Raw genomic sequence first — 13222 nt, 5'->3', positions numbered from 1 at the left:
AGGCCATCTCTGGGGCGTCCCGTGGCAAGTCTCACAAGTGCCGAACACCTGAAGTACCACATAGCAATAGCTGCGTTCGGGTGTGGGCTTAGCCACTACTGGCAGTCAAGTGAGTGTGAAGGGTTGTTAAATGCGGGAGACCCCCCAACCCGTGGTGGGTTGGGGGGTCTCTACCTAATGGTTGTCCGGCGGTGTCCTACTCTCCCACACCCTCCCGGGTGCAGTACCATCGGCGCTGTGGGTCTTAGCTTCCGGGTTCGGAATGGGACCGGGCGTTTCCCCCACGCTATGACCGCCGTAACCTTGTTACCCGTCCCCGTGGTTTGCCTGGTGTGGGCGTTTTTTCGGGGTGGGAAATCTGTGGTGGTTACAACTGTGGTGTTGTTATTTAGTTGTGTTTTGTTCCTGGAACAAGCGGGTTGTTGTTCGGGAACCACATAGTGGACGCGTGCAGTGTGTTGTGTGTGGTGTAAGTTGTTGGCCTATTAGTACCGGTCAGCTTCACGAGTCTTTAGTCCTCGCTTCCACATCCGGCCTATCAACCCAGTGGTCTGGCTGGGGGCCTCTCACACATAATGTGTATGGAAATCTCATCTTGAAGCGAGCTTCCCGCTTAGATGCTTTCAGCGGTTATCCCATCCGAACGTAGCTAATCAGCGATGCACTTGGCAGTACAACTGACACACCAGAGGTTCGTCCGTCCCGGTCCTCTCGTACTAAGGACAGCCCTTCTCAAATTTCCTGCGCGCGCAGCGGATAGGGACCGAACTGTCTCACGACGTTCTAAACCCAGCTCGCGTACCGCTTTAATGGGCGAACAGCCCAACCCTTGGGACCTACTCCAGCCCCAGGATGCGACGAGCCGACATCGAGGTGCCAAACCATGCCGTCGATATGGACTCTTGGGCAAGATCAGCCTGTTATCCCCGAGGTACCTTTTATCCGTTGAGCGACGGCCATTCCACAATGTACCGCCGGATCACTAGTCCCGACTTTCGTCCCTGCTTGAGATGTCTCTCTCACAGTCAAGCTCCCTTGTGCACTTACACTCGACACCTGATTGCCAACCAGGCTGAGGGAACCTTTGGGCGCCTCCGTTACTTTTTAGGAGGCAACCGCCCCAGTTAAACTACCCATCAGGCACTGTCCCTGACCCGGATCACGGGCCGAAGTTAGATGTCCAAAGTGACCAGAGTGGTATTTCAACGATGACTCCACCCGAACTGGCGTCCGGGTTTCAACGTCTCCCACCTATCCTACACAAGCCACTCCGAACACCAATACCAAACTATAGTAAAGGTCTCGGGGTCTTTCCGTCCTGCTGCGCGTAACGAGCATCTTTACTCGTACTGCAATTTCGCCGAGTTTATGGTTGAGACAGCGGGGAAGTCGTTACTCCATTCGTGCAGGTCGGAACTTACCCGACAAGGAATTTCGCTACCTTAGGATGGTTATAGTTACCACCGCCGTTTACTGGGGCTTAAATTCTCAGCTTCGCCACAAGTGGCTAACCGGTCCTCTTAACCTTCCAGCACCGGGCAGGAGTCAGTCCGTATACATCGTCTTGCGACTTCGCACGGACCTGTGTTTTTAGTAAACAGTCGCTTCCCCCTGGTCTCTGCGGCCCACACCCGCTCACGGAGAGCAAGTCTCCATCACGGGGCAGGCCCCCCTTCTCCCGAAGTTACGGGGGCATTTTGCCGAGTTCCTTAACCATAATTCTCTCGATCGCCTTGGTATTCTCTACCTGATCACCTGTGTCGGTTTGGGGTACGGGCGGCTAAAACCTCGCGTCGATGCTTTTCTTGGCAGCATAGGATCACCGGATCCCCCCATACGGGGGTCCCATCAGATCTCAGGATCGTGCTCGAAACACACAGGAACGGATTTGCCTATCCCTGACCCTACATCCTTAGACCGGGGCAACCATCGCCCGGCCCGGCTACCTTCCTGCGTCACACCTGTTAATACGCTTACCTCCCGGGATCAGGTCCCGCGCTCGGCCAAAACCCACAACACCACAAGGGTGAGCGGGCAGGCTCCGGGCGGTTAGTATCCCCCGCTTGGCATGGGCGGTTTTTCGCCGGTACGGGAATATCAACCCGTTGTCCATCGACTACGCCTGTCGGCCTCGCCTTAGGTCCCGACTTACCCAGGGCAGATTAGCTTGACCCTGGAACCCTTGATCATTCGGCGGACGGGTTTCTCACCCGTCTTTCGCTACTCATGCCTGCATTCTCACTCGTGTAGGCTCCACCGCTGGTTTCCACCGCGACTTCACTGCCCACACGACGCTCCCCTACCACTCCACACCCCTGAACCACGAAGGCTAGGGCATTATGTGAAATCCACAACTTCGGCGGTGTACTTGAGCCCCGCTACATTGTCGGCGCGGAATCACTTGACCAGTGAGCTATTACGCACTCTTTCAAGGATGGCTGCTTCTAAGCCAACCTCCTGGTTGTCTTCGCAACTCCACATCCTTTCCCACTTAGCACACGCTTAGGGGCCTTAGTTGGTGGTCTGGGCTGTTTCCCTCTCGACTATGAAGCTTATCCCCCACAGTCTCACTGCTGCGCTCTGACTTACCGGCATTCGGAGTTTGGCTGACGTCAGTAACCTTGTAGGGCCCATCGGCCATCCAGTAGCTCTACCTCCGGCAAGAAACACGCAACGCTGCACCTAAATGCATTTCGGGGAGAACCAGCTATCACGGAGTTTGATTGGCCTTTCACCCCTACCCACAGCTCATCCCCTCCATTTTCAACTGAAGTGGGTTCGGTCCTCCACGACGTCTTACCGTCGCTTCAACCTGGCCATGGGTAGATCACTCCGCTTCGGGTCTAGATCACGCCACTACACTCGCCCTATTCAGACTCGCTTTCGCTACGGCTACCCCACACGGGTTAACCTCGCGACGTAACACTAACTCGCAGGCTCATTCTTCAAAAGGCACGCCGTCACCAGAATCAGACTGGCTCCGACGGATTGTAAGCACACGGTTTCAGGTACTGTTTCACTCCCCTCCCGGGGTACTTTTCACCTTTCCCTCACGGTACTGGTCCGCTATCGGTCATTAGGAAGTATTTAGGCTTATCAGGTGGTCCTGACAGATTCGCACGGGATTTCTCGGGCCCCGTGCTACTTGGGATACTCCCCAGGCCGTGCACAACATTACGGTTACGGGGCTCACACCCTCTCTGGCCGGCCTTTCAAGACCGTTCACCTATGCCTGCACCTCACCTCACTGGTCCGGCAGAACCAGAACGGAAAGTCCCACAACCCCGCCCATGCAACGCCCGCCGGCTATCACACATGGAAACGGTTTAGCCTGATCCGCGTTCGCTCGCCACTACTAACGGAATCACTATTGTTTTCTCTTCCTGCGGGTACTGAGATGTTTCACTTCCCCGCGTTCCCCCCACGCACCCTATGTGTTCAGATGCGGGTCACACAATCACCTCACAGCGTTGTGCGGGGTTTCCCCATTCGGACATCCTGGGATCAACGCTCGGTTATCAACTCCCCCAGGCTTATCGCAGATTCCTACGTCCTTCTTCGGCTCCTAATGCCAAGGCATCCACCGTGTGCCCTTAAAAACTTGACCACACAAGATCAATAAACTTACTCGAGAGAACCATGACCACAAGGGCCAGGTTCATTCATAAGAAATTGCTGTAAGAACACACACCCACACGAAGGCGTGTGTGTGTTCTAGATGCTCGCGTCCACTATGTAGTTCTCAAACAACAACCCCGTCAACCAGACCACCACCACCCCACGAACGGGGACACGATGGTAAGTACCGGAAGCAGGAACAAAAGAAACACCAGAAGATGCTCTCCGCATTGCTGCAAAAAGGTCCTGTTGCCTCAGGACCCAACAGTGCGCCAAACACAACCCCACACACACCACGCCCCGACGCGTTCCACACAACACCACACCCCCCAAAAGGGGACACGGGTTGCCGTACTGGCACCAGGACACAACCGGTGAAGGCCATGCCAAACAAGTTTGATTCGTTGATATTCCACCCATGAGCACCCACCGCAGAACAGACGCCTGCGCAATGGGCAACACTGACAACCACCACCACACCCATGCAGGCACAGCAACCAGTTGTTAGCAGCTCCTTAGAAAGGAGGTGATCCAGCCGCACCTTCCGGTACGGCTACCTTGTTACGACTTAGTCCCAATCGCCGGTCCCACCTTCGACGGCTCCCCCCACAAGGGTTAGGCCACCGGCTTCGGGTGTTACCAACTTTCGTGACTTGACGGGCGGTGTGTACAAGGCCCGGGAACGTATTCACCGCAGCGTTGCTGATCTGCGATTACTAGCGACTCCGACTTCATGGGGTCGAGTTGCAGACCCCAATCCGAACTGAGACCGGCTTTTTGGGATTAGCTCCACCTCACAGTATCGCAACCCTTTGTACCGGCCATTGTAGCATGCGTGAAGCCCAAGACATAAGGGGCATGATGATTTGACGTCGTCCCCACCTTCCTCCGAGTTGACCCCGGCAGTCTCCTATGAGTCCCCGCCATAACGCGCTGGCAACATAGAACGAGGGTTGCGCTCGTTGCGGGACTTAACCCAACATCTCACGACACGAGCTGACGACAACCATGCACCACCTGTAAACCGACCGCAAGCGGGGCACCTGTTTCCAGGTCTTTCCGGTTCATGTCAAGCCTTGGTAAGGTTCTTCGCGTTGCATCGAATTAATCCGCATGCTCCGCCGCTTGTGCGGGCCCCCGTCAATTCCTTTGAGTTTTAGCCTTGCGGCCGTACTCCCCAGGCGGGGCACTTAATGCGTTAGCTACGGCGCGGAAAACGTGGAATGTCCCCCACACCTAGTGCCCAACGTTTACGGCATGGACTACCAGGGTATCTAATCCTGTTCGCTCCCCATGCTTTCGCTCCTCAGCGTCAGTTACAGCCCAGAGACCTGCCTTCGCCATCGGTGTTCCTCCTGATATCTGCGCATTTCACCGCTACACCAGGAATTCCAGTCTCCCCTACTGCACTCTAGTCTGCCCGTACCCACTGCAGAACCGGAGTTGAGCCCCGGTCTTTCACAGCAGACGCGACAAACCGCCTACGAGCTCTTTACGCCCAATAATTCCGGATAACGCTTGCGCCCTACGTATTACCGCGGCTGCTGGCACGTAGTTAGCCGGCGCTTCTTCTGCAGGTACCGTCACTTACGCTTCTTCCCTACTGAAAGAGGTTTACAACCCGAAGGCCGTCATCCCTCACGCGGCGTCGCTGCATCAGGCTTGCGCCCATTGTGCAATATTCCCCACTGCTGCCTCCCGTAGGAGTCTGGGCCGTGTCTCAGTCCCAGTGTGGCCGGTCACCCTCTCAGGCCGGCTACCCGTCGTCGCCTTGGTAGGCCATTACCCCACCAACAAGCTGATAGGCCGCGAGTCCATCCAAAACCACAAAAGCTTTCCACCACCATGACATGCGCCAGATGGTCGTATCCGGTATTAGACCCAGTTTCCCAGGCTTATCCCAGAGTCAAGGGCAGGTTACTCACGTGTTACTCACCCGTTCGCCACTAATCCCCCAGCAAGCTGGGATCATCGTTCGACTTGCATGTGTTAAGCACGCCGCCAGCGTTCATCCTGAGCCAGGATCAAACTCTCCGTTGAAGTAAAACAAAACCAAACAGACACAACCACACCCACCGGAAATAACGGCGAACACGGCTGCACAAAATTCGAAACCAGCTGAAAACCAGACCACCACACACGGGGGTGCGCAATGATCCAGCCATAATTTCAACCAATTGATAAAACAATCGGTATCAACAAACTTGGCACACTATTGAGTTCTCAAACAACAGACACACCCGGCACCACCAAACCCCACACAAGGGGCCAGGATCGCTCCGGAGCAACTTTTCAAACTTACCCGAACCAGCCGCACAAAGCAAACCAGAACCCGGGCCTCCCCCACCAACCAGAAGCACACAAAAGCGCTACCAGAACCGGTAATTTGAAGGGAGTCGGTCGCTATCTTTCCGCATCAGCGGCGGCGACTCGAATAACTTTACACGCACCCAACCCCCACACCAAATCCACCCCAACACCACCCAAAAACCCCGCAAACACAAGGAAAACACGCCCAAAAGCGCTCCAATCAGCTCAAAGAGACATTTGTGAAGCGCGTCACCCGGACGAACCCGCGGGATGTGAGAGAGCCATGCCCCCCAAACCCGCGGGATGTGGGAGAGCGTCGGGAGGAGGCGGCACCCAGCCATCCCAGCACTTCCCCAACCACGTTCAAACGCAGAAAGGGCCGGCAACCATAACGGTTGCCGGCCTTTTCGGAACTGGACTACTGATGAAACCTAGGCCGAAACCTTGATGGTTGCCAGGTTCTTCTTGCCGCGGCGGATCAGCAAATAGCGGCCGTGAAGCAGTTCGTCGCGGGCAATGACAGCGTCGGGATCGGACACCTTGGTGTTGTTCACGTACGCACCGCCCTCGCCAACAGTTCGACGAGCAGCAGACTTGCTGTCCGAGAGCCCCGAAGCGACCAAGAGGTCGATGATGCCAAGTCCGTCGGCGCCAATGGTGGTGGAGGGAAGTTCCGCAGTGGCTGCTTCAAGGGTGCGCTCATCCAGTACCGTGAGGTCGCCGTTGCCGAAAAGCGCAGCCGAAGCGGCGATGACTTTCTCGGTTGCGTCGACGCCGTGCACCAAGGAGGTCACTTCGAAGGCAAGCTTCTTCTGGCCTTCCCGGGCAAACGGGCGCTCCTCCACAGACTGACCAAGCGCCTCGATCTCGGCGCGCGACAGGAAGGTGAATACCTTCAGTCGATCAACCACATCAGCATCGGCGGTGTTGAGCCAGAACTGGTAGAACGTGTACGGGCTGCACATGTCCGGGTCCAGCCAAATGGCGTTGCCTTCGCTCTTGCCGAACTTGGTGCCGTCAGAGTTGGTGATGAGCGGCGTGCCCAGGGCATGGACGCTCTTGCCTTCCACTTTGCGGATGAGTTCGGTACCGCTGGTGAGGTTTCCCCACTGGTCCGAGCCGCCGGTCTGCAGGGCGCAGCCGTAGTCACGGAAGAGCTGGAGGTAGTCCATGCCCTGCAGGATCTGGTAGCTGAACTCTGTGTAGCTGATGCCTTCGTCTGAGTTCAGACGTGACGCCACGGCATCCTTGCGGAGCATGGTGCCTACGCGGAAGTGCTTGCCGATCTCCCGGAGGAAATCGATGGCACTGAGCGGTGCTGTCCAGTCCAGGTTGTTGACCATGCGGGCCGGGTTCCCGCCCTCGAAGCTGAGGAAGCGTCGCACCTGGCCCTGAAGGTAGCCAACCCACTCCGCGACGGTGTCCTTGGTGTTCAAGGTGCGCTCCGCCGTCGGACGGGGGTCACCGATCAGGCCGGTGGAACCGCCCACCAAACCGAGCGGTTTGTGGCCGGCCAACTGCAGGCGACGCATCACCAGCAACTGCACCAGGTTGCCCAGGTGCAGCGATGGCGCAGTGGGATCGAAGCCACAGTAATACGTGATCGGGTCCCCGGCGAGCAGCTTTTCCAGTTCAGTTTCATCAGTGGAAACGTGGACAAGGCCGCGCCATTTGAGCTCCTGCCATACGTTGGCAAAGGCGGGATCGTTGTGCTGGGACTCGAGGTTGTTTACGTGTGACACGAGATCTAAGTTAGCAGGATTGCAGGGTCCGTTTTTCCTAGCGCTCGATGCCGGCGGGTACCGGCGCGGCCGCGATGAGGCGCAGGCGTTGCGTGGCACGGGTCATGGCGACGTAGAGGTCGCCTACCTTGCCGTGCTCATGGTTCAGCATGGCGGCCGGTTCCAGGACCACAACACCGTCGAATTCCAGGCCCTTGGCTTCCTTGGGACTGATCACCACGATGTCTTGCTGGTAGCTGCCTGCGCCGCTGCCGATGCGGCGTCCGTAGACCTCACGCAGCGCGGCGGTGGCCTGCGGCAGCAGCGGTCCGTCGGCGATGACAGCCAGCAGGCCGCCGTCGATCGCTTCCACTTCCTCCGGCAGGACCTCTACCAAGCGCTTGACGATGCCGTCCGCCTCCACATGGTCCACGATGGGCGACCATTTGCCTTCGCGTACGGCCTTGGGGGCCGAGACAACCAGGCCTGCGCGGTTGGCCATGCGGACAGCCGCCTCGGCAATCTGCGACGGCGTGCGGTAGTTCACGGTAAGTTCTTCCAGCGTCCAGCGGTCACCGAACGACGGCGCCAGCGCACTTTGCCACGAATTGGCACCGGCCGCTGCACTCGTTTGTGCAATGTCACCCACGATGGTGAAGGACTTCAGCGGGCAACGCCGTACCAGGAGCCGCCATTGCATGGGCGAGAGTTCCTGGGCCTCGTCAACCACGATGTGGCCGAAGGCCCACGACCTATCACTCGTAGCGCGTTCGGCAGCGGTCAGCCGACCTTCACGTTCCTGGTTCTGCTCGGCAAGCTCTTCAGCAGTCACCAGTACGTCCACGCCCATCGCTTCCATGTTGGCGAGGGTCTGCTTGGCGTTGGCGAGATCGCGGGCACGGTCGGCTTCCTGTTGTGCCAATCCCCTCCCGGCGGCGGGATCCAGTTCACCCAGCAACTCTGCAGCCTCATCCAGCAACGGAACATCCGCTTCCGTCCAAGGAGCATCCACCGGCCGTTGCAGCAGAGTGCGCTGCGCAGGCGTCAGGTGCGGTGTGCAGGCTTCAAGGATGGCCGGCTTGCTGAAAAGCTCTGAGATGAGCTTCTCTGGGGTCATCGGCATCCAGCAAAGGTTCAGCGCGATGCGAACATCGCGGGCTGACCGGACGTCTTCGGCCAAATAGGCGCGATCGGCGTTGTTGCCAATGTTGCCTTCCTCCACGAGGTCCGTGAGTTGTTCCGTAAGCTCGCGCAGGAGGATTTTGACGAACGTGAGTCGGGCTTCGTTGTGGGGCTTTCCTGTGGCGCGGGCTTTCTCCCGGGCACGGCGCACCTGGCGGACCGTCAGCGTCAGCTTCCGCGAATCGACTTCGAGGATGCGGTCTTCGGCGGGCGTCCGCTGCCGGTTGGCCACGGCATTTGCCACCACGGTTGCCATGTCCAGCTTGCCTTTCAGGGCGGCAACATCCGCATCTTCCTCGGGAATAGCGTGGATCCCGGGCATGAGGCGTCCCAGGCTGGCCATGACCACACCCGTCTCGCCGAGCGATGGCAACACTCGTTCGATGTAGTGCATGAAGGACGACGACGGGCCCACGAGTAGGACGCCGGCGCTCTTGAGCCGCTCACGGTGCGTGTACAGCAGGTAGGCGGCACGGTGCAGGGCCACGGCGGTCTTGCCTGTTCCGGGACCGCCCTGAACTACCAGCGCTCCGGAGATGGAGGAACGGATGATCCGGTCCTGCTCGGACTGGATGGTGCCCACGATGTCCGACATGCGGCCCGTGCGCTTGGAATTGAGCGCAGCCAGCAGGGCGCCTTCGCCCTGAAGCGAGTCGTTGTCCGCGAGCATCCCTGCGTCCAGGACGTCGTCTTCAATCGCTTTTACGTCCCGCCCCTGAAGGATCAGGTGGCGACGACGACGCACGCCTTGACGGTCGAACGCGGTGGCCTGATAGAAGTGGCCTGCTTCCGGCGCACGCCAGTCGACCATAAGGCGCTGCAGATCGGCGGTGGACAGCCCGATGCGGCCAATGTACTGAGCCTCACCGGAGTCGAGGTCAAGGCGGCCAAAGACCAGGCGATCGTCGACGGCGTCGAGCTGGGCCAGACGGTCTTCGTACAGTGCCGCGAACGCGTCACGTTCTGAGACGTTCTGCATGGTTCCCACCGCGCCGGCCTTGCGCACCTGCGCCAGCTGGGCGCGCTTTTCGGCGCGCAGCTCATCAAGCCGGGCATACAGCCCGGCCACATATTCCTGCTCGTGGACCAAATCAGCGTCGTGCATCGAACCGTAACCCCTATCGCAAAAGACAGACCGTCCATTCTACAGCGATTTTGGTAAACGTGGGGGGTCCACGTCATACGGCGGACTGCGTCACAAAAAGTTCATGTTTCACTGATCCACCAACGTCGAAATTCACCCGGCAGCGCTACGGGTCCGGGGCCGGGCAGCCTTGTACCTGGACACGGTGGGATCGTCCTCAATCCAAAACCGCCAAGGATATTCGGTGCTTCCACCTGGACCCGCTACGCCCACCCGCGGTCCACTGGCGACGGCGGCTGCGGGCGTCGTCGGCAACCACAGGCTGAACGGTGAGGCGAGGGCGTCACGGCCAGTATCCGCCGTCGTGAGTCCCAGCGCGGAAGCGAGCCTGGCAGGTCCACTAGCCAGTTCCTTGTGCGACTTGGAGGCCGGCCTGCGAAGGGCAGCGAGCTCATCCCCGTCAACAATCTCTCCTGCCCGCAGAAGCAGCGCAGACGCGGAGCCGTCAGGACCGCAGACGATGTTGGCGCAATAGTGCATGCCGTAGGTGAAGTAGACGTACAGGAAACCCGGCGGCCCGAACATTGGTGCATTCCGGGCGGTAGGACCACCGAAGGTATGGGAACCGGGGTCGGGATGCTCTGAATCGCGCGGGCCCATATAGGCCTCCACCTCTGTGAGCCTGACCGAGACTGGACCGGCTTCTGAGTTGTGGGTAAGTACCGCGCCAAGTATCAGCGGGGCGATGACACGTGGATCACCCCCAAGAAACTTGCGCACTTGGGACGGGCTGCTGACTCCGTTGTCCATGGACGGGCTCATGAGCAGACCCTAGCAAAATTTCCTGCCACGGCTATGTCCGATTTCCGCTAGCGAGGGCTTCGGACGACTGGCAGGATGAAGCCATGGACTTCTGGCAGCGATACCGGGCAATCGACGCCCGCGACACCCGGTTTGATGGTCAATTCTTCACTGCCGTCAGCTCCACAGGCATTTACTGCCGGCCGTCGTGCCCTGCCCGAACGCCCAAGGCTGAGAACGTCACCTTCTACGAAACCTCCGCGGCCGCCCATGAGGCCGGGTATCGCGCCTGCAAGCGTTGCCTGCCCGAAGCTGTGCCCGGAACGCCCGCGTGGAACATCCGTTCGGATATAGCTGGCAGGGCCATGCGGCTGATCAACGACGGCGTGATCACTCGCGAAGGCGTCGACGGCCTGGCGCACCGCCTGGGCTATTCCGCACGGCAACTCAACCGCATCCTCAGCAACGAACTCGGCGCGGGTCCCCTCTCACTGGCACGGGCAAGCAGGGCGCAGACCGCCAGGACCTTGCTGGTCTCCACCGACATGCTCCTGGCCGACGTTGCGTTCGCCTCGGGGTTCAACAGCGTGCGGCAATTCAACGACACCATTGGCGAGGTGTTCGCAATGACCCCGACGGCGGTGCGTGCCACCGGGGCGAAGTCCGCTTCTCGCCGACGTACCGGGGCACTTGGGCCGGCGCCATCCGCGCTGACTCTGAACCTGCCTTACAGGGACCCCTTCGATTTGGGCATTTTCGACTTCCTGGCAGTTCGTGCGATACCAGGCATCGAAAAAGCAACGACTGACAGCGACGGAAGCAGGAGCTACGCCCGCATGCTGCGGCTCCCCCGGGGCAGCGCATCCTTTTCGGTTACCTACAGCCCCTCAACACCCGGCAAACCCTTGCAACTCACAGCCACGGCCGTGGACCTGCACGACCTCCCGGCACTGTTGAGCCGGGTCCGCAGGCTATTCGACCTGGACGCCGATCCGCAGGCGATAGATGACGCCCTGGCAGCGGATCCGAGGCTTACGGCTAGCATCGCCGCGCTCCCGGGGATGCGCGTGCCGGGTGCTGTGGATCCCCAGGAATTGCTCATCCGGGCAATGATCGGACAGCAGATCACCGTCGCTGCTGCCCGAACTGCCCTTACCCAGTTGTCTGCGGCCGGATCCGCCGTCGATGGCTTTGCGCCAGACCTTGATCGACTATTTCCTACAGCAGCAGAACTCGCCGAGCACGGGCGTGCCTTACTCCGAGGACCACAGCGCCGCATCGACTCCATCGTGGCCGCCTCCGAGGCCATGGCCAGCGGGGAACTCGACTTCGGCTACGGCGACGATCCGGCCAGCCTCGGCAGCAAACTGCTTCCGTTACCAGGCGTTGGGCCGTGGACCGTGGGGTACGTTGCCATGCGGGTGCTTGGCGCTCCGGATGTGTTCCTGGCCAACGACGCAGCAATTAGGAACGGCGTGAAGGCGCTGCCCGCGGGCCCGGGACTCAGCTCAGACTTCAGGGAGGTCAGCCCGTGGCGTTCGTACGCCACCATGCACCTGTGGAGGGCAGCGGCCGTGAAGACCAAGAGCAAATTGCTCCCTGAAGGTGAGCGAGCATCCAGCTCGAGCCCGAGGGAAGTGAGCGAGCGACCGGCTCAAGCCCGAGGGACGTGAGCGAGCGACCGGCTCAAGCCCGAGGGACATGAGAGAGCATCCAGCTCAAACCCGCGGGACGTGAGCGAGCGACCGTGTGTCAGCGGGCCGCCCGCTGCGCGGCCGGCCAAGGCAGCAGCTCCGGCAGGTCCACTCCGTCAGCGGCTGCAGTAGCCCTGAGGCTCCCAAGGCTTGGCTCGCGGCCCGCTAGCCACGCGGCGATGTCCGTCAGCATGCCGGTAATGGCGATGGAGGTGCCGCCGCTGCCGATCGTCCTCTGAGGCAGACCAGTGGGCTGCAGAACGAATTTGTACGAGTCAGGAACGCGAGCGGCCAGGAAGCCGATCAGGTGTTCGCAGAAAGGCCTGTTCCACGTCTCCGGACCGTAACCCAAGCCAAGGTCGGCAGCATGAATGGTGAGTTCGCGCCACAGGGCCAGGCCGCCGTCGAACACTGTGCCGTCCCGGTACGCGATCCGCGCCTGCCAGTCCTCCGGGCCCAAGGCATCGAACGCGGCAATCGCCGCATCCAAGGCGGTGGTGACGGCCTCCGTGTGCTGCGCGAGGCTGTGCCCTGCAGCGAGTGCGATGGCCTTGTTACGGCCGTCCATGCCGCCGTCGTACAGTTCCCCGGTTTCGCCGCGGCGCGCGTACTCAAGTTGCCGAGCCATGGCGTTCGCGATTCCGGCAAGGTGGGCCAGGACGTGACCCCGGGTCCAGCCTGGAAGCTCTGACGGTTCAGCGACGGATGAGTCGTCCAGTTTGGCGAGGAGGCGGGTGACGGTGCCGGCGGCTTTGTGAAGCTCTGCGGGCAACATCTCGGGGGTGATCTGAGTCATAGCGCCATGTTAACGC

General features: G+C 59.9%; 5 protein-coding genes and 3 rRNA genes. 1 reads left to right on the top strand and 7 read right to left on the bottom strand.

Features of this window, described 5'->3' with window-relative positions; translation table 11 throughout:
- Nucleotides 1–183: 183 nt before the first annotated feature.
- The 6 genes from rrf to ACNAOT_RS08355 all read right to left on the bottom strand — a co-directional run bounded on the left by rrf (nt 184) and on the right by ACNAOT_RS08355 (nt 10725).
- A 5S ribosomal RNA gene (rrf, locus tag ACNAOT_RS08380) occupies nt 184–300 on the bottom strand.
- A gap of 164 nt (nt 301–464) precedes the next feature.
- Nucleotides 465–3607 (bottom strand): 23S ribosomal RNA (locus ACNAOT_RS08375).
- 530 nt (nt 3608–4137) lie between these two features.
- A 16S ribosomal RNA gene (locus ACNAOT_RS08370) occupies nt 4138–5658 on the bottom strand.
- The 16S, 23S and 5S rRNA genes sit together here, the layout of an rRNA operon.
- Nucleotides 5659–6359: 701 nt before the next feature.
- The gene (gene tyrS, locus ACNAOT_RS08365; protein ID WP_420180712.1) at nt 6360–7670 is read right to left on the bottom strand and encodes a tyrosine--tRNA ligase; all 1311 of its coding nucleotides are present in this window, start codon (nt 7668–7670) and stop codon (nt 6360–6362) included.
- A 37-nt stretch (nt 7671–7707) separates the two neighbouring features.
- Nucleotides 7708–9936, bottom strand: a complete 2229-nt coding sequence (locus ACNAOT_RS08360; protein ID WP_420180711.1) for an ATP-binding domain-containing protein — start codon at nt 9934–9936, stop codon at nt 7708–7710.
- A gap of 132 nt (nt 9937–10068) precedes the next feature.
- Nucleotides 10069–10725: a DNA-3-methyladenine glycosylase gene (locus tag ACNAOT_RS08355; protein ID WP_420181141.1), complete on the bottom strand. Its 657-nt coding sequence runs from the start codon at nt 10723–10725 to the stop codon at nt 10069–10071.
- A 95-nt stretch (nt 10726–10820) separates the two neighbouring features.
- On the opposite strand from ACNAOT_RS08355, the gene ACNAOT_RS08350 reads away from it, so the two are divergent.
- Complete coding sequence (locus ACNAOT_RS08350) at nt 10821–12389, top strand: AlkA N-terminal domain-containing protein (protein ID WP_420180710.1); 1569 nt, start codon at nt 10821–10823, stop codon at nt 12387–12389.
- A gap of 79 nt (nt 12390–12468) precedes the next feature.
- On the opposite strand, the gene ACNAOT_RS08345 is transcribed toward ACNAOT_RS08350, so the two are convergent.
- The gene (locus ACNAOT_RS08345) at nt 12469–13206 is read right to left on the bottom strand and encodes a maleylpyruvate isomerase family mycothiol-dependent enzyme (protein WP_420180709.1); all 738 of its coding nucleotides are present in this window, start codon (nt 13204–13206) and stop codon (nt 12469–12471) included.
- Nucleotides 13207–13222: the final 16 nt, after the last annotated feature.

The organism is Paenarthrobacter sp. TA1.8 (assembly GCF_048595705.1).
In the GTDB taxonomy this organism is placed as follows: Bacteria; Actinomycetota; Actinomycetes; order Actinomycetales; family Micrococcaceae; genus Arthrobacter; species Arthrobacter nitroguajacolicus.
The sequence above is the reverse complement of the archived record's forward strand: the minus strand, read 5'-3'. Positions and strand labels throughout refer to the sequence as shown.